Here is a 16,578-nt window from a genome sequence, read left to right as displayed (position 1 = left end):
GCAGAATGGGCGGATGTCCTCCCCCACGCGCGTCGCGGCGCTCGACTGCGGCACCAACTCCCTCCGCCTGCTGATCGCCGACGTGGAGGGCGGCCGCCTCCGGGACGTCCAGCGCCGCACCGAGCTCGTGCGGCTGGGCCGCGGAGTCGACCGCACCGGCCGCTTCGATCCGGCCGCGCTCGAGCGGACCCTCGCCGTCACCCGCGAGTACGCGGCCGCCGCGCAGGAGGCCGGCGCCGAGCACCTCCGCTTCGTCGCCACCTCGGCCACCCGCGACGCGGCCGACCGCGAGGACTTCCTCGCCGCCGTCGAGCGGATCCTCGGCGTCACCCCGGAGACGATCTCCGGCGAGGAGGAGGCGCGGCTCTCCTTCCGCGGCGCGGTCTCGGCCGTCGACTCCGCCCGGCCCGTGCTGGTCGTCGACCTCGGCGGCGGCTCGACCGAGCTCGTGCTCGGCGGAGCGGAGCCGGAGCAGGCGCACTCGATGGACGTCGGCAGCGTCCGCCTGACCGAGCGCCACCGCCGGGCCGCCGCGCCGACGGAGGGCGAGCGCGCGGCGATCCGGGCGGACGTGGGCGCCGCGCTGGCCGCCTCCTCCGTCGACCTCTCGCAGGCCCGGAGCGTCGTCGGCGTCGCCGCGACCGTGCTCACGATCACCGCGCACGTCCTCCGCACCACCGACCGCGCCGCGCTCGAGACGTCCCTCCCCCTCTCCGACGTCCTCGCCGCCTGCGACGAGCTCGCCGCGCTGTCTCCGGAGGGGACGGCGGCCCTCCCCTGGGTCCGCCCGGGGCGCGAGGACGTGCTGGCGGCCGGCGCGCTGGTCTGGGGCGAGGTCCTCCGCACGGTCCACGAGGCGTCGCCGGGCGTCGACCGGGTCCGCTCGACCGCGCACGACATCCTCGACGGCATCGCGCTCGGCCTCGCCTGACGCCCGCGCGGGTCAGGCGGTGAGGGCGCTCCCGGAGTCGCGCGGGAGCCGGGCGGCGGCGGCGAGCGGCACGAGGGTCAGCACCGCGAGGGCGAGGAAGGCGACGCGGTAGGGGACGAGGCCGGGCCCGATCGCGGTGCCGACGGCGAGCGCCACCGCGCCCACTGCGACTCCGAGTCCGGCCGCGATCTGCTGCGTGGTGGCGTTGAGGGTGTTCGCGCCCGACATCCCCTCCTGCGGGACCTCGGCGAACGTGACGGTGTTGTAGGCCGTGAAGCCCGCCGAGCGGGCCACTCCGCTCAGCACCAGCAGCGCCACCACGAGCGCCACCGGAGTCGCCGGCTCGAGGAACGCCATCGCCGCCATGCACGCCGCCCCCACCGCGCTCGCCGCGACCAGCACCCCGCGGAAGCCGAGGCGCCGCAGCAGAGGAGTCGTGGCCGGCTTGATCGCCAGGTTGCCGACGAAGAGCGCCAGCACCACGGAGCCGGCCTGCACCGGGCTCCAGCCGAACGCGTCCTGGAACAGCAGCGGGAGCAGGAACGGCACCGCGTTCACGGTCGCCCGGTAGAGCGATCCGCTCGCGTTGGCGACCCGGAAGGTGCGGAAGCGGAAGGCGTCGAGCCGCACGAGCGGATGCTCGGCGCGGCGCAGGTGCCGCACGGCGAGCGCCGTCACGACCGCGCCGACGAGCAGCGGCGCCACCGCCCGCCCGTCGAGCTCGGAGCCGGTGAGGAGCCCCGCCGCTCCGACCAGCGCGCCGAGCCCGACCGCGACGAGCACCAGCCCCGTGACGTCGAGCGGGGGCGGCGCGCTCTCGGCGGTGCCGGGGACGATCCGGCGCGCGATCGCGAACGCGACGACCCCGAGGGGCAGGTTGATCAGGAAGATCCAGTGCCAGGAGGCGACGGTCGTGAGCAGCCCGCCGAGGAACGGCGCGATCACGGGGGCGACCAGACCCGGCCAGACCAGGATCGCGATGGCGTGGATGATCCCCTCCCGCGGAGTCGCCCGCAGCACCGCGAGCCGGCCGACCGGCACCATCAGCGCGCCGCCGACGCCCTGCAGGACCCGGGCGCCGACCAGAAGCGGCAGCGTGGGGCTGAGCGCGCAGAGCAGGGAGGCGAGGGTGAAGACGGCGATCGCGCTGGTGAAGACGCGGCGCACACCGAAGCGCTCGCTGAGCCAGCCCGAGGCCGGAATGAGGACGGCGACGGTGAGGAGGAACGCGGTGACGGTGATCGAGACCGCGGCGGAGTCGACGCCCAGGTCGGCGGCGATCGCGGGCGCGGCGGTCGTCACGATCGTGGCGTCGAGGTTCTCCATGAAGAAGCAGCCGGCGACGAGCAGCGCGAGGGAGCGGTGGCGGGGGTCCGTGCTGTCCTCCTCGGCGTGGGGCTGTCGGCGGCGAGCGTAGCGCGGCGACGGCGCGGCCGCCGGGCGGGTACCGTCGCAGCATGAGCGCTGCAGCCGAGACCAGGACGATCCAACTCCGACGCTACGAGCTGATGGACGGGGTGATGGACGACTTCCTCGCCTGGTTCCCCGAGCGGATCGTGCCGGCGCGCGAGGCCCACGGCTTCCGGATCGAGTTCGCCTACGCCGACCGCGAGGTGAACGAGTTCGTCTGGGCGGTCAGCACGGCCGGCGACGCCGACGCGTTCGCCGAGGTCGAGCGGGCGTACCTGGCCTCGCCCGAGCGCGACGCCGCCTTCGCGGGCGAGCCGAAGCGCGTCGCGGTGCAGCACGTGCGGCTGGTCGAGCGGATCGTCTGACCCGGGCGGCGTCCGAGCCGAGCGGCGTCCGACCCGGGCGCCGTCGTCTCCGGGGCGCCGCCGACTCCGGGCGCCGTCGGGTCCGGGCCCGTCAGCTCCGGGCGCGCCGCACGGCCGCGAGGACGCCGCGGACCACGAGCGTCCCGACCGCGATCGACCCGATCGCTCCGGTCAGGCGCGCCCAGACGTGCTTCGGCCGGTCGATCCCGGCACGGTCGGCGGGCGAGGGGAGCGAGGCGGGCGCGAGCGTGCGTCCCGCGGCTCCCGCCTCGGCCATGTGGGCGAGCCGTCGCACGGCCTCGCGGTTGCGGATCCAGAGGAACGAGTGCATCAGCGGCTTCGGGACGAGCGTGCCCGGGCCCTTCACGGGGGCCTCGTGCATCCGCACCTTCGCGCCGCGCGCGTGCGGCTCGACCTCGACGTGCACCCGGGCCTCGCCGAGCGGCCAGCCGGCGGCCTGGATGACCATCCGGCGAGGCGGGTCCCACTCGAGAACCGTGGTGCGGTCGTCGATCACGAGCGGCCACAGGCCGAAGGAGTGGTGCAGCTGCGAGCCCACGTGCGGGAAGTCGGCGTCGACCTTCCGCATCCGCGACGCGCCGACGACCCAGCTCGGGAACAGCCAGCCGGAGGCGAGCACCGCGAAGACGGACTCGGGCGGGCAGTGGACGACGCGGGTGGTGCGGGACATCGCGGACTCCTTCGAGTGGTGGTGGGGCGCGTGGCGGCGCCGTCCCTCAGCCTGGCAGGCCGGGGGCGGCGACGGGCGCAGCGCAACGGCGGCGGCTCAGGCCGGGTGCGCCTCCGGCGACAGGTCGGGCGACTCGCGCACCCCGAACTCGTGCCGCAGCGCGCTGCGGGCGGCGTGCCAGCCGGCCATGCCGTGCACGCCCGGCCCGGGCGGGGTGGACGAGGAGCAGAGGTAGAGCCCCTTCGCGGGCGTCCGCCACGGGTCGGTCGTGGGGACCGGGCGCGAGAGCAGCTGCGCGACGCTCGCGGCGCCGGCGGCGATGTCGCCGCCCAGATAGTTCGGGTTGTAGGCCTGCATGTCGCGGGCGGTCATCGAGGAGGCGCCGATCACGCGGTCGCGGAACCCGGGGGCGAAGCGCTCGATCTGGGCGGTGATCGCCTCCTGCTGGTCGGCGGGCGAGTACCGGGGGACGTGCGTGTACGCCCAGAGGACGTGCTTGCCCTCGGGCGCCCGGGTCGGATCGGCGATCGAGGGCTGCGCCACCAGCACGTAGGGGCTGCGGCTGTGCCGGCCGCGCTTCACGTCGCGCTCGGCGGCCGCGATCTCGGCGCGGCTGCCTCCGACGTGCAGCGTGCCCGCGCCGGCGAGCTCCGGGTTCGTCCACGGCACCGGCCCGTCGAGGGCGAAGTCGACCTTGGCCACGCCGTTGCCGTAGCGGAAGCGCTGGAGGGCCGCCGCGTACGCCGGGGGCAGCCGGTCCCCCGCCATCGCGAGCAGCGCCGTCGGCGTGCCGTCGACGAGCACGGCGCGGGCCGGGGGCAGCTCCGAGAGCGAGGTCACCTCGACGCCGGTCTCGATGGTGCCGCCGTGCGCCCGGAGGTCGTCGGCGAGCGCGTCGACGATCGACTGGCTGCCTCCGATCGGCACCGGCCAACCGCGCGCGTGGGCGTAGGCGCCGAGCGCCAGGGCGGCCGCGGCCGTCGACGGGCTCGGCATCGGGCGGATCGAGTGCGCGGCGACCCCGGAGAACATCGCCGGGGCGACGTCCTCGCGGAAGCGCAGGTTCCACACCGGGGTGCCCTGCTCGAGCACCCGCAGGCCGAAGCGGATCAGCACGCTCGGGTCCGTCGGGATCCGCAGCAGTGCGTCGTTGGTGAAGCCCGCGACGCGGTCGGCCCGCTCGGAGAGAGGTCCCATCAGGGAGCGCCACGCCGCTCCGTCGCGGCCCAGCGCCTCGGCCGTGCGGTCGAGGTCGCGGTAGGCGATGCCCGCGCGGCCGCCGTCGAGCGGATGCGCGTACGAGATCTCGGGGACGACCAGCTCGATGCGCCGGTCGAGCCCGAAGGCGCGGAAGAAGCCGGACGCGAGCGCCATCGGGTGCACCGCCGAGCAGACGTCGTGGTGGAACCCGGGCAGCGTCAGCTCCGCCGTGCGCGCGCCGCCGCCGATCGTCTCGTTGCGCTCGAGCACGGTGACCGAGAGCCCTGCCCGCGCGAGCGTGACCGCGGCGGCGAGGCCGTTGGGCCCCGCCCCGATGACGACGGCGTCGACCACGGTCACTTCCTCCGCAGGGCCGAGACGACGCCCGCGGCGCCGGCGGCGAGGGCCGCGGCGGCCCCCGCGTAGCTCAGGGCGCGGTGGCGGATCATCCAGATCTGGGGCGTCATGGTGTGCGCGCGGTCGCTGAAGAGGCCGCGGGCGCCGTGATCGCCGGGGACCGGCTCATACACGTTGTTCGGGAGCATCGGCTCCGTCTTGTCGGGGGCCTGCTGACCGTCGAAGGCGCTGCGGGCGAGGTACCAGTCCATGAAGCGCCCGGCGAAGCGGTCGCCGAGGATGGTGCCCGCGGTCGGCTCGCCGACCCAGGTGCGGCGGCGCGGCTTGTCGGCCACGTCGGCGATCGCGATCGCGCCCACCTCGGGCTCGTAGATCGGCGGCACGGGCTGCGGGTGGTGCGGCAGCTGCGACTTCACCCAGTTGAACTGGATGGTGTTGAGCGCCGGCATGTCGACCTCGGACAGGCGCACGCGGCTCTTCGCGTGCAGCAGCTCCGCGGTGACGGCCTCGGTGAAGCCTCGGGCGCCGAACTTGGAGGCGCAGTACGCGGCCTGCAGCGGGATGCCCCGGTGCGCGAGGGCGGAGCCGACCTGGATGACGTGCCCGCGGTCGCGCGGGGTCATCCGGGAGAGGGCTGCGCGGGTGCCGTTGACGAAGCCGAAGAAGTTGACGCCCACGGCGCGCTCGAAGTCGGCGGGCTCGGTCGAGAGGAACTCGCCGAAGACGCCGACCATCGCGTCGTTGACCCACAGCTCGATCGGGCCGAGCTCGGCCTCGACCCGGTCGGCCGCCGACTCGACGGCCTCGCGGTCGGCCACGTCGGTCGGGATGCCCAGCCCGCGCCGGCCCTTCTGCTCGATCTCGGCGACCGTGGCCGCCAGTCCGTCCTCGCCGCGCGCCAGCACGGCGACGTCCCAGCCGCGGGAGGCGAGCTCGCGGACCGTGGCGCGTCCGAGCCCGGCCGTGCCGCCCGTGACGACGGCGACTCCGCGGCTCATGCGCGGGCCTCGCGGGAGGAGGTCTCGAGGCGGGGGTGCTGCGTCATGGTGCGGGCTCCTTCGTGAGGGCGCGGTGTGCGTCGGGAGTCCCACGCTAGGCGGGAGCGGCGGCGCGGCGCGCGGGGTTGCGCCCGATCGGTGGAGAGCTCGGTGGATCCGCGCCCGGGGAGGAGAATCGCTCCCGACAGCTCCCGGCTCTCCTCCAGAGACCGCCGCCAGACTGACGCCCGCCCGAGCACCCTCCGACCGGATCGACGCATGACCTCTCTCCTCGACCTGAGCCTCGTCTCCGGCCCCCTCGTCGTCGCCGTCTACGTGCTCGCGATCGGAGCGCTCCTCCTCCTGCTCGCCGCCCACGTCCGCGCTCCCCGCCGCGGGCGCTCCCGGCGCGGCGGGATCGCCGTCGCGGTCCTCCTCCTGGGCCTGATCGGCGGCGCCGCCCTGGCCGCCCTCGTCGACGGGCCCGACGGCCCGTTCGGCGTCGACTTCACGCCGGTCACCCGGGTCGCGATCGGCCTCGGGATCGGCGGGCTGGGCGTCGCGCTGGTCGTCCTCGGCCACGCGATCGCCCGCCGGCGCGCGCGGGGAGTGCTCGCATCGCTCGCGGCCGGAGTGCTCATCGTCGCGGCGGCCGCGATGACCGTCAACATCGACTTCGGCCAGTACCCCACGGTGCGCAGCGCGCTCGGGATCAGCGCGTACTCCGACTCCTCCGTGCCGGTCGCCGCCGCGGACGGACCGCACTCGGACCTCGCGACCTGGACCGCCCCGGCCGGGATGCCCGCCGTCGGCTCGGTCTCGACGGTCGCCATCCCCGCCACCGCGTCGGGCTTCCCGGCCCGCGACGCCGTGGTCTACCTCCCGCCCGCGGCCCTCACCGCGGCACCGCCGCTGCTGCCGGTGATGATCATGCTCTCGGGGCAGCCGGGGTCGCCCTCCGATCCGCTCTCGACCGAGAAGTTCCAGCAGACCCTCGACGCCTACGCCGCCGCGCACGCCGGCCTCGCGCCGATCGTCGTGTCGCCCGACCAGCTGGGCGATCCGGACAGGAACCCGATGTGCGTCGACTCGCCGCTCGGGAAGTCGGCCACGTACCTCACCGTCGACGTCCCGAACTGGATCCGCGCGAACCTCCCGGTGCTCGGCGACGCGCAGCACTGGGCGATCGGCGGCCTCTCGCAGGGCGGGACCTGCTCGATCCAGCTCGGCGCCGGCCACCCGTCGCTCTTCGGCAACATCGTCGACGCCTCGGGCGAGCTCGCGCCGACCCTCGGCAGCGAGGCGGCGACGGTCGCGCAGGGGTTCGGCGGAGACCAGGCCGCCTACGAGGCCGCGAAGCCGGTGAACGTCCTCGCGGAGAACGCCCCCTACACCGGCACCGTCGCGATCTTCGGAGTCGGCGCCGAGGACACCTCGTTCCTCCCCGGAGCGAAGACCGTCTACGCCGCGGCCGTCGCCGCCGGCATGAGCGCCACCTACCTCGAGGTGCCGGACAGCGCCCACGACGTCACGGCGTGGTCGGCGACCTTCGACAAGGGCCTCGAGATCCTCGCCGACCGCTGGAAGCTCGTCCCCGCCTCCTGAGCGGCTCCGGGCCTCAGGCGCTCTCGACCAGCCGGACCGCCGCCTCGACCCCGCCGCTCCACGGCGCCCCGTGTCCCGGTACCACCCAGCGCGCCCCGGTGGGCAGGAGCGCCCGGAGCGACGCGAGCGCCTGCTCCGGCTCGTCGGTGAAGGGCGCGGGCTGCGGACCCGTGCGACCGGTGAGCACGTGGCGGGTGGTCAGCCCGTCGCCGACGAAGACCGCGTCGGCCAGCGGCACGTGCACGGCGATGCTCCCCGGGGAGTGGCCCGGGAGCGCGATCACGCGGGGAGCGCCCGGCAGGTCGAGCGTCTGCCCGTCGTGCACTTCGACGACCTCGGTGAGCGGCGGGACCGTCGCGATGCCCTTCCGCAGCGCGTAGGCCGCGAAGCCGAGGAGCGGCAGGACGCGCAGCCGCGGTGTCGCGGTCCTCGGCTTCGCCCCGCCCTTCGCCCGCTCGGCGTCGGCGGCGTGCACGTGGACCGGCACGCCGTGGTCGCGGCGCAGGCGCTCGGCGAAGCCCACGTGGTCGGAGTCGCCGTGGGTCAGCACGACGCCGCGCACGTCGTCGAGGGTGCGGCCCATCGCGCGCAGCTCGGCCAGGAGCTCCGGCCAGAGACCGGGCAGGCCGGCGTCGATGAGCGTGACGCCCTCGTCGGTGTGCACGAGGTGGACGGCGACGATGTCGGTGCCGATGCGGCGCAGGTGGGGTCCGAGTTCCATGATGGCTACGCTAGTTAGCCATCATGGCTACTGTCAATAGCTATACTCGGCCCATGCCCACTCCCGACCGCACCTCCCTCGAGGCGATCGTGCGCGCCGCCGGCGAGCTCCTCGAGCGCGACGGGCTCGCCGGGGTCACGATGAAGGCCGTCGCGCAGAGCGTCGGAGTCCGCGCTCCCTCCCTCTACAAGCGCGTCGAGGGGCGCGAGACGCTGATCCGCCTCGTCGCCGCGGACGCCCTGACCGTGCTCGCCGACCGCCTCGCCGACGCCCCGGGCGCCGCCGCGCTCGCCGACCGCCTCCGCGCCTTCGGCCACGAGCGGCCGGCCGCGTTCCTCCTCGTGACGGCCCCCGCTCCCGGCACGCCCGTCGCCGCCCAGGAGTACCGCGACGCGGCGAGCGCCCGCCTGCTGGAACTCACCGCGCAGCTGGCGGGCGAGGAGGACGCCCTCGAGGCGGCGCGCACGCTGACCGCCTGGGCGACGGGGTTCATCGGGATGGAGATCACCGGCGCCTTCACCCTCGGCGGCGACGTGGAGAGCGCCTGGCGCTTCGGGCTGGGGCGGATCGTCTCCGCGCTCGCTCCGGCCGCGTCGCGCTGAGCGCCGCCGCTCAGGCCCGGCGGAGCGCCGCCTCGTCCTCGAGGAACCGCGGACGGCACGCGACGATCCCGCCGACCAGCAGCACCGCCACTCCGGCGAACAGCAGCGCGTACGCGCCGCTCCAGTCCCCCTGCGCCTCGTAGAGCACGCCGATCAGCAGCGGACCGAGGCAGGCGAGCCCGTAGCCGAGCCCCTGCGTGGCGCCGGAGAGGGTCGAGGAGCCGGTGGCCGTCCGCGTCCGCGCGTTCACGAGCGTCAGCGTCATCGGGAACGTGCTGACGCCGAGCCCGAGGCAGACCACCCACGCCACGGCACCCTCCAGCGGAGCGACGACGAGGCCGGCGTATCCGACGGCGAGCAGCGCGCAGCACACCACCACGACCACGACCGGGTTGCGCATCCCCAGCGTCAGCGGCGGCACCACGAAGGCGGCGGCGAGGCCGAACACCGAGAACAGCGCCAGCAGCGCCCCGCCCTGCGCCGGATCCGCGCCCGCGTCGACGAGGATCGTCGGCAGCCAGGTGATGATCCCGTAGGTGTGCAGACCGGTCATCCCGAGCATCAGCACCATCGCCCAGAGCAGCGGCGTGCGCCAGGCCCCGTCCACGCGGCCGCCGGCGGCGGCCGGAGCCGCCCCGCCTCCTCCGCGGGCCGCGAGCGCCGCCCAGAGCAGGCAGGCCGCGGCCGTCATCACGGCCCAGATCCCGATCGCCCAGCGCCACCCCGCCGTCGAGGCCAGCGGCACCGCGACCAGCGGAGCGACGAACTGGCCCACCTGCAGCAGCGCCAGGTAGAGCGAGCTGACCGTCTTGATCCGCTCGGCGAAGTACCGCTTCACGATCGGCACGATGAGCACGTTCGTGGTGCCCACGCCCGCGAAGGCGACGACGGTCGAGAGCACCAGAGCGACCGGGCTCGGGCTGAGCGCGCGGAGGGCGATGCCCAGCGTGGTCACCAGCGTCGCGATCGCGAGCGTGCGCTCCAGGCCGATCCGGCGCGAGACGGCCGCGGCGACGAAGCCGAAGACGGCGAAGGAGGCGGTGACGATCGTCCCCAGCGCCCCGTAGAGCGAGGGCCCGAAGCCGAGATCGGCGCCGATCGTGTCGAGCAGCGGGCTGAAGCCGGTGACGGCGGTGCGGAGGTTCAGCGCGGTGATCGCGATGGCGGCGAGGGCCAGGAGGGCGGTGGCGCGGAGCGTCGGTGCTGCGGTCATGGAGTCCCCGGGAGATAGGATGATGGGATGAATTCTGGCGAGTCTAGCCCCGCGGCGCCGTTCCAGCGCGAGAGCGTGATCGACCACATCACGGCGCTGTTCCACGAGGAGATCCGCTCCGGCCGCTGGGCCGTCGGCGAGCGGATCCCGGTGGAGGCCGAGCTCGCCCGCTGGACCGGCGCCGGACGCAACTCCGTCCGCGAGGCCGTCCAGGCCCTCGTGCAGGCGGGCCTCGTGCGGCGGGAGCAGGGGCGCGGCACGTTCGTCACCGCGCGCTCGCAGCTCGCCGAGTCGCTGCGCCGCCGCATCCCGAGCGCCGCCCGCCGGGAGGGCCTCGAGCTGCGGTTCGCGATCGACGGGGCGACGGCCGCGCTGGCGGCCGAGCGCCGCACCGGGGAGGACGTCGCCGCCCTCCGCTCCCTGCTGGCCCGCCGGGCCCGCTCGTGGGAGGCGCCGGAGCTCGCCGAGCGGATCACCGCCGACACCGCGCTGCACCGGGCCGTCGTCGTCGCGACCCACAACGACCTGTTCGTCGAGCTCTACGACGGCCTCACCGGCATGTTCGAGTCGGTGCTGGAGGAGGACGTCGGCGGCGAGGAGGACGTGCACGCCCGCCAGCACGCCGAGCTGGTCGAGGCGATCGCCGCGGGCGACGCCGAGGGGGCGCGGCGCCGGATCGAGGAGCTGCTCGCGCCGCTGCTGGCCGAGGCGCAGCAGGGCGGCGGCTGAGGCTGAGGGGATCCTCAGCGGCGGGCGACGAACGGCACGCGCTCGCGGCCGGCGCCGTGCCGCCCACCGAGCGGCATCAGCCGAGTGGGATCAGCCCCGCGGACGACGGGTCGACCAGAGCGCCCACGCCACCAGCAGCGGCTGGAACGCGAGGCGCACGGCGCGCTTGCGGTCGGTGTCGAGGCCGAAGGCGCTCGTCCGCGTCACCCACTGCGAGACGTTGCCCGGGAAGATCGCGGTGAAGAAGGCGGCGGCCGCGGCTCCGACCAGCGGCGCCCGGCGGCGCGCGAGCACCAGCGAGGCGCCGAGCCCGATCTCGACCACGCCCGAGGCGAGCACGACCGCGTCCTTGTCCAGCGGCACCCACTCGGGGACCTGCGCCTGGAACTCCTCCCGCTTGCGGGTGAGGTGGCTCACCCCCGCGAAGAGGAGGGCGGAGCCGAGGAGCACCTTGGCGCCGGTGCGGAGGAGGGAGGGGGAGGAGGATGTCATGCGCTCCATCGTTCCCGATGCGGGCCGCCGCCGCCGCCGTGGCGCGGCCACTGCGCACGAACGTGCCGGTGTCGGAGGCGGCGCCTAGTCTGATCGCGTGACTGACCGCATCCTCGTCCTCACCACCGGTGGCACCGTCGACAAGGAGTACTCGCTCGCGGGCGAGCTCGAGATCGGCGCCCCGATGGTGCCGCGCCTGCTCGCCCCGGTGCTCACCACGCTCGAGTTCCGCGTCGAGGAGGTCCTCGCCAAGGACAGCCTCGAGCTCGACGACGCCGATCGGGCCCTCATCCGCGAGCGGGTGCTCGCCGCCGAGGAGGACCGGATCGTCCTCACCCACGGCACCGACACGATGACCGCGACGGCCGAGGCCCTCGGCGTCGTCCGCGATCGGGTGGTCGTCCTCACCGGCGCGATGCAGCCCGCACGGATGCTCGACAGCGACGCCGCGTTCAACCTCGGCACCGCGGTGGCCGCCGTGCAGCTGCTGCCGCCGGGCGTCTACCTCGCGATGAGCGGACGGGTGCTGCCCGCCGGCTCCGTGGTGAAGGACCGGTCGATCGGCGTGTTCCTTCCGGCCTGAGCCGAACCCGGGCCAGGGTCGCCCGCGGACGGGCTCCCGGCCGGACCACCCTCAGGCCTCGGCGAGCCCCGCGGTGCAGGCCGCGCAGAGCCCGAAGACGTCCACGACGTGGTGCGCGTCCGTGAATCCGTTCTGCGACGCGACCGAGCGCGCCCACTCCTCGACCTCGTCGGCCGCGATCTCGACCGTCAGCCCGCAGCGGCGGCAGATCAGGTGGTGGTGGTGCGTCCCCGGCGTGCAGGCGCGGTAGAGGCTCTCGCCCTCGGGCGACTGCAGCGAGTCGGCCTCGCCCTCCACGGCCAGGTCCGAGAGCGCGCGGTAGACCGTCGCGAGCCCGATCGGCGAGCCGGAGGCGTGCAGCGCGCTGTGCAGGCCCTGGGCGCTGACGAAGTCCTCGCGACGCCCGAGGGCCTCGCGCACCGCCTCGCGCTGCCACGTGTTGCGCTTGACCACTGGACCACCTCCACTCCGCACGACCCGGGCCACGCTACCGCCCCCCGCCGACGGCGAGCCGGGAGCGCCGGACGCCCTTGCGGCCGATGATCCGGCAGACCGCGTAGATCGCGAACGAGATCGTCGTCACGTAGGGGCTGATCGGGATCGATCCACCCAGCGCGAGCAGGATGCCGCCCACCAGCGCGCCGACGGCGAAGAGCACGCTCAGCAGCGGCACGACCACCGGCGAGGCGGAGAGGCGCAGCGCCGCGGCCGCCGGCGTCACCAGGATCGCGAGCACGAGCAGCGAGCCGACGATCTGCACCGAGACGGCGACCGCGAGGCCGAGCAGGAGCATGAACGCGATCGAGAGCGCCCGGGTGGGGATGCCGCGCGCGGCCGCCACGTCGGCGTCGACGCTCGCGAAGGTGAGGGGGCGCCAGATCAGCGCGAGACCGACGAGGACGACCACCGAGATGCCGATCAGCCACCCGAGCTGCGGGTCGTCGACCGCGACGATCTGACCCGTGAGCAGGCCGAACTTGTTCGCGCTGCGGCCCGGGTAGAGGGCCAGGCAGAGGATGCCGATGCCGAGTCCGAACGGCATCAGCACCGCGATGATCGAGTTGCGGTCGCGGGCGCGCGAGCCGAGCACGCCGATCAGGACCGCCGCGATCAGCGAGCCGACGATCGATCCCTCGACGACGCCGACGCCCAGCAGCAGCCCCGCGGAGGCCCCCGCGAACGAGAGCTCGCTGATGCCGTGGACCGCGAACGCCATGTCGCGCGACATCACGAAGACGCCGATGAGCCCGCCGACCACTCCGAGGACCGCGCCGGCGATCACCGAGTTCATCAGGAGCGACAGCAGCGCTCCGTAGTCGGAGAAGTCGAAGATCTGCGACCAGACGTCCGTCACGACTGCCCCTCCTCGTGCTCGTGCACGTGCGAGTGGTCGGGGGCGCCGACCACGATGACCCGGCCCCGGGCGCGGATCACGTCGACGGGTGCGTCGTAGAGCTCGCTGAGCACCTCCGAGCGCAGGACCTCGTCGGGGGTGCCGATCCGGAACCGGCCGCCGGCGAGGTAGAGCACGCGGTCCACCATGCCGAGCACCGGATTCACGTCGTGCGTGACGAAGAGGACGCCGAGGTTCCGCTCGCGGCGGTGCCGGTCGATCAGCTCGCTGACCGCCCGCTGGTGGGCGAGGTCGAGCGCGATCAGCGGCTCGTCGCAGAGCAGGAGCGCCGGGTCGCCCGCGAGCGCCTGGCCGACGCGGACGCGCTGCTGCTCGCCGCCGGACAGGCTGCCGATGGGGGCGTCGGCGAAGGCGGTGGCGCCGACGGCCTCGAGCAGCGCGTCGACGGCCGCGCGCCGGGAGCGGGAGGGCAGGGGCAGGCCGAACCGGTGGCCGTCGATCCCGAGCCCGAGCAGATCGCGCGCGCGCAGCGGAGTGCCCTCGTCGGCGAGCCTCTGCTGCGGGATGTAGCCGATGCGCCGGTTGCCGCGGTGCACGGGCTCGCCGAGCACCTGCAGCTCCCCCGCGCTCAGCTGCTGCTGACCGAGCACCGCGCGCAGGAGGCTCGTCTTGCCGGAGCCGTTCGCCCCGAGCACCGCGACGAACTCGCCGGCGCGCACGTCGAGGTCGACGCCGCTCCACAGCTCGCGGTCGCCGAAGCGGAGCCCGGCGCCGCGCAGCCGCAGCACGGACGCCGAAGGGCCCGCCTCCGGGGAGACGGGCCTGGTCGGGGAGTCGTGGCTCACTGGGAGAGGGCTCCCTCGATCGCGTCGAGGTTGGCGGTCATCCAGCCGGTGTAGTCGTCGCCCTCGGGCAGCGTCTCGGTGACGGGGACGGCCGGGATCCCGGCGGCCTTCGCGGCGTCGAGCACCGCGTCCGTCTGCGCCCCCTCGGTCTGCTCGTTGTAGATCAGCGCGTCCACGGCCTCGCCGGAGAACAGCGCCAGCGTCTCCTGGAGCGTGGTCGCGGGGACGTCGGTGCCCTCCTCGACCGCCTCGCTGAAGGCCTCGGGAGTCGCGTCGGTCAGGCCGAGCGCATCGGTCATGTACAGCGGGACGGGCTCGGTGATCGCGATGGAGCGGCCGGAGAGTGCGCCCTTCAGCTCGCCCTCGCGGGCGATCAGGGCGTCGAGCCCCTCGTCGAGGGTGGCGAGATTGGCGGAGTAGGCGGAGGCGTTGTCGGGGTCGAGCGCGGCGAGCTCGTCGCCGATCCGCCCCGCGACCTCCTTCATCACCGAGAGGTCGTACCAGACGTGCTCGTTGAACTCCGCGTGCTCGTGCCCGCCCTCCGACTCCTCCTCCTCCGCGTGGTCGTGGACGTCCTCCAGGCCGGCGATCACGGTGGCCGTGATGACGGGGGCCTCGGTGCCGGCCGCGCTGATCATGGTGTCGAGGAAGTGGTCGTAGCCGCCGCCGTTCTCGATCACGAGGGTCGCGCCGGACACGGCGAGCTGGTCGCGGGCGGTGGCCTCGTACTCGTGCGGGTCCTTGTCCGGGCTGTCGATGATGCTGGTCACCTCGACCAGGTCGCCGCCGATGCTCGAGACGAGGTCGCCGTAGACGTTCGTCGACGCGACGACCTTCATGGGCCCGCCCGCGGCGGCGGCGGAGGAGCTGTCGGAGGCGCTGCCCGCTCCGGAGCAGCCGCTCAGGGCGAGCGCGGTGCCGCCGAGGAGGGCGGTGAGGGCGAGGAGGCGGGTCTTCACGGTGAGCCGATCTGGGTCAGGGGCCGGGCGGGTGCCCCCACGCTAACGGCTATTGATAACGATTGTCAAAATCGTGCAGAGGCGCCCGCCGGTCATCCGCGGACACACGCGGACACGGGGCGACACGCGCCTCGCTCCGAGCACCTCGCCCCTGGCACAGTCGCTGCACACCGCCCCCGACGAGACGAGGACACCGTGACCACCACCGCACCCACGACCACCGGCGCCGACGCCGCGACGCCGATCGGCGCCGCCGCCGAGCACTGGTCGGCCGCCCCCCGGCCCGACTCCCCCGACGCCTGGCTCGTCCGCGCCGAGGAGGTCGCCGCCGTGCTCGCGACCGACGCCCTCGAGCGCGACCGCGCCGGCGCCGCCCCCTTCGCCGAGGTCGCCCTGCTCAAGGCGGCCGGCCTCGTCACGCTGCTCGGGCCCGCCGAGCACGGCGGCGGTGCCCAGGAGTGGACCACCGCCCTCCGCGTCGTCCGCACCGTCGCGCGCGGCGACGGCTCGATCGGCCAGCTGCTCGGCTACCACTACCTCTGGGCCTGGGCGGCCCGCCTCGTGGGGACCCCCGAGCAGATCATCGCGGTCGAGCAGCTCGCGACCGAGGGGGACCTCCTCTACGGAGGCGCGGTGAACCCGCGCGACTCCGACCTCACCGTGCGGGAGGAGGGCGACGAGCTGGTCTTCACCGGCCGCAAGTCGTTCTCGACCGGCGGCGTGGTCAGCGACCTGACCGTGCTCGAGGGGGTGCTCGAGGGGACGGACACCCACCTCTTCGCGATCGTGCCCACCGATCAGGAGGGGATCGTCTTCGGCCGCGACTGGGACAGCCTCGGCCAGCGCCTCACCGAGTCCGGCTCCGTCGAGATCCGCGGCGTCCGCGTGCCGTGGGCGGCGGCGGCCGGCTTCGTCGACAAGGTCTACCGTCCGCTCGTCTACAACACCCTCAACGTGCCCGTCATCCAGCAGGTCTTCGCCGAGTTCTACCTCGGCATCGCGCAGGGAGCTCTCGAGCGCGCGGCGCAGTACACCCGCGAGCGCACCCGGGCCTGGCCGTACGGCGGCGACGACAAGGAGCGCGCCGGCGACGAGTGGTACGTGCTCGAGGGATACGGCGACCTGCAGTCCCGGCTCTGGGCCGACGAGGCGCTGATCGACGCGACGGGGGCCGCGCTCTCGGCCGCGCTGCACGCTCCGCGCGAGGAGCTGACGCCTCGGCGCCGCGGCGAGATCGCCGTGCGGATCGCCGCCGCCAAGGCGCGGATCGTGGAGGACGGCCTCGCGACGGCGACCCGCGTCTTCGAGCTGACCGGCGCCCGCGCCTCCGCGAGCTCGGTCGGACTCGACCTCTACTGGCGGAACCTCCGCACCCACTCCCTGCACGATCCGCTGCCCTACAAGCGCCGCGAGGTCGGCGTCTTCGCCCTGCTCGACACCGTCCCCGAGCCCAGCTGGTACACCTGATCGGCTGCGGGGCGCGTCCTGCTCCGGCGACGCGCCCCGCCCACATGCCGCCCCGGCGTCGATCCGCGACAGGGCGG

At 74.7% G+C, this 16,578-nt stretch carries 18 protein-coding genes; 7 read left to right on the top strand and 11 right to left on the bottom strand.

Features of this window, described 5'->3' with window-relative positions; all coding sequences use genetic code 11:
• Positions 1 to 13: 13 nt before the first annotated feature.
• Positions 14 to 931 (top strand): exopolyphosphatase, encoded by a 918-nt coding sequence (locus C5C29_RS04445; protein ID WP_104267838.1) that lies wholly within the window; start codon positions 14 to 16, stop codon positions 929 to 931.
• A gap of 12 nt (positions 932 to 943) precedes the next feature.
• On the opposite strand, the gene C5C29_RS04440 is transcribed toward C5C29_RS04445, so the two are convergent.
• The gene (locus C5C29_RS04440; protein WP_104267837.1) at positions 944 to 2,257 is read right to left on the bottom strand and encodes an MFS transporter; all 1,314 of its coding nucleotides are present in this window, start codon (positions 2,255 to 2,257) and stop codon (positions 944 to 946) included.
• Between the two features lie 131 nt (positions 2,258 to 2,388).
• On the opposite strand from C5C29_RS04440, the gene C5C29_RS04435 reads away from it, so the two are divergent.
• Positions 2,389 to 2,706: an NIPSNAP family protein gene (locus tag C5C29_RS04435; RefSeq protein ID WP_104224531.1), complete on the top strand. Its 318-nt coding sequence runs from the start codon at positions 2,389 to 2,391 to the stop codon at positions 2,704 to 2,706.
• 91 nt (positions 2,707 to 2,797) lie between these two features.
• Here the strand turns inward: C5C29_RS04435 and C5C29_RS04430 are convergent, their stop codons facing one another.
• From C5C29_RS04430 to C5C29_RS04420, 3 genes are all read right to left on the bottom strand, one after another.
• The gene (locus C5C29_RS04430; RefSeq protein WP_104267836.1) at positions 2,798 to 3,397 is read right to left on the bottom strand and encodes an SRPBCC domain-containing protein; all 600 of its coding nucleotides are present in this window, start codon (positions 3,395 to 3,397) and stop codon (positions 2,798 to 2,800) included.
• Positions 3,398 to 3,493: 96 nt separating this feature from the next.
• On the bottom strand, positions 3,494 to 4,951 hold the full coding sequence (locus C5C29_RS04425; RefSeq protein ID WP_374953269.1) for a phytoene desaturase family protein: 1,458 nt from the start codon (positions 4,949 to 4,951) through the stop codon (positions 3,494 to 3,496).
• Positions 4,952 to 4,953: 2 nt separating this feature from the next.
• A complete protein-coding gene (locus tag C5C29_RS04420; protein WP_104233564.1) occupies positions 4,954 to 5,952 on the bottom strand; it encodes an SDR family oxidoreductase in 999 nt (332 codons plus the stop codon).
• A gap of 258 nt (positions 5,953 to 6,210) precedes the next feature.
• On the opposite strand from C5C29_RS04420, the gene C5C29_RS04415 reads away from it, so the two are divergent.
• Positions 6,211 to 7,536, top strand: a complete 1,326-nt coding sequence (locus C5C29_RS04415) for an esterase family protein (RefSeq protein ID WP_104224535.1) — start codon at positions 6,211 to 6,213, stop codon at positions 7,534 to 7,536.
• Between the two features lie 13 nt (positions 7,537 to 7,549).
• Here C5C29_RS04415 and C5C29_RS04410 read toward each other — a convergent pair whose 3' ends face one another.
• On the bottom strand, positions 7,550 to 8,257 hold the full coding sequence (locus C5C29_RS04410; protein ID WP_104224536.1) for an MBL fold metallo-hydrolase: 708 nt from the start codon (positions 8,255 to 8,257) through the stop codon (positions 7,550 to 7,552).
• A 53-nt stretch (positions 8,258 to 8,310) separates the two neighbouring features.
• Between C5C29_RS04410 and C5C29_RS04405 the strand changes: the two genes are divergently transcribed.
• Positions 8,311 to 8,859 (top strand): TetR/AcrR family transcriptional regulator, encoded by a 549-nt coding sequence (locus tag C5C29_RS04405; RefSeq protein WP_104224537.1) that lies wholly within the window; start codon positions 8,311 to 8,313, stop codon positions 8,857 to 8,859.
• A 10-nt stretch (positions 8,860 to 8,869) separates the two neighbouring features.
• On the opposite strand, the gene C5C29_RS04400 is transcribed toward C5C29_RS04405, so the two are convergent.
• Positions 8,870 to 10,072 carry an MFS transporter gene (locus tag C5C29_RS04400; RefSeq protein WP_104307985.1) on the bottom strand — a complete coding sequence of 401 codons (1,203 nt, stop codon included), beginning with the start codon at positions 10,070 to 10,072 and terminating at the stop codon, positions 8,870 to 8,872.
• Positions 10,073 to 10,099: 27 nt separating this feature from the next.
• Between C5C29_RS04400 and C5C29_RS04395 the strand changes: the two genes are divergently transcribed.
• Positions 10,100 to 10,801 carry a FadR/GntR family transcriptional regulator gene (locus C5C29_RS04395; RefSeq protein ID WP_104224539.1) on the top strand — a complete coding sequence of 234 codons (702 nt, stop codon included), beginning with the start codon at positions 10,100 to 10,102 and terminating at the stop codon, positions 10,799 to 10,801.
• Positions 10,802 to 10,891: 90 nt separating this feature from the next.
• Here C5C29_RS04395 and C5C29_RS04390 read toward each other — a convergent pair whose 3' ends face one another.
• Positions 10,892 to 11,302, bottom strand: coding sequence for a hypothetical protein (locus C5C29_RS04390; RefSeq protein WP_181027249.1), 411 nt, complete (start codon positions 11,300 to 11,302; stop codon positions 10,892 to 10,894).
• A gap of 88 nt (positions 11,303 to 11,390) precedes the next feature.
• Here C5C29_RS04390 and C5C29_RS04385 point away from each other — a divergent pair, with 88 nt between their 5' ends.
• A complete protein-coding gene (locus tag C5C29_RS04385) occupies positions 11,391 to 11,876 on the top strand; it encodes an asparaginase domain-containing protein (RefSeq protein ID WP_104224541.1) in 486 nt (161 codons plus the stop codon).
• A 51-nt stretch (positions 11,877 to 11,927) separates the two neighbouring features.
• On the opposite strand, the gene C5C29_RS04380 is transcribed toward C5C29_RS04385, so the two are convergent.
• From C5C29_RS04380 to C5C29_RS04365, 4 genes are read right to left on the bottom strand one after another with little or no spacing between them, the layout of a single operon-like run.
• On the bottom strand, positions 11,928 to 12,329 hold the full coding sequence (locus tag C5C29_RS04380) for a Fur family transcriptional regulator (RefSeq protein ID WP_104224542.1): 402 nt from the start codon (positions 12,327 to 12,329) through the stop codon (positions 11,928 to 11,930).
• A 34-nt stretch (positions 12,330 to 12,363) separates the two neighbouring features.
• Entirely contained in the window at positions 12,364 to 13,167 is an 804-nt protein-coding gene (locus C5C29_RS04375) for a metal ABC transporter permease (protein ID WP_104224551.1), read from the bottom strand.
• A 59-nt stretch (positions 13,168 to 13,226) separates the two neighbouring features.
• Positions 13,227 to 14,075, bottom strand: a complete 849-nt coding sequence (locus tag C5C29_RS04370) for a metal ABC transporter ATP-binding protein (protein ID WP_104224543.1) — start codon at positions 14,073 to 14,075, stop codon at positions 13,227 to 13,229.
• Entirely contained in the window at positions 14,072 to 15,034 is a 963-nt protein-coding gene (locus C5C29_RS04365) for a metal ABC transporter solute-binding protein, Zn/Mn family (RefSeq protein ID WP_104224544.1), read from the bottom strand. The genes C5C29_RS04370 and C5C29_RS04365 overlap by 4 nt, the downstream gene beginning before the upstream one ends.
• Before the next feature lie 195 nt (positions 15,035 to 15,229).
• Here C5C29_RS04365 and C5C29_RS04360 point away from each other — a divergent pair, with 195 nt between their 5' ends.
• Positions 15,230 to 16,501, top strand: coding sequence for an acyl-CoA dehydrogenase family protein (locus C5C29_RS04360; RefSeq protein ID WP_258072316.1), 1,272 nt, complete (start codon positions 15,230 to 15,232; stop codon positions 16,499 to 16,501).
• The last annotated feature ends 77 nt before the right edge of the window (positions 16,502 to 16,578 follow it).

It is taken from the genome of Rathayibacter sp. AY1H2 (assembly GCF_002931985.1).
Taxonomy (GTDB): Bacteria; Actinomycetota; Actinomycetes; order Actinomycetales; family Microbacteriaceae; genus Rathayibacter.
Note: the sequence above shows the minus strand (reverse complement) of the source record. Positions and strands in the feature narration are given on the sequence as shown.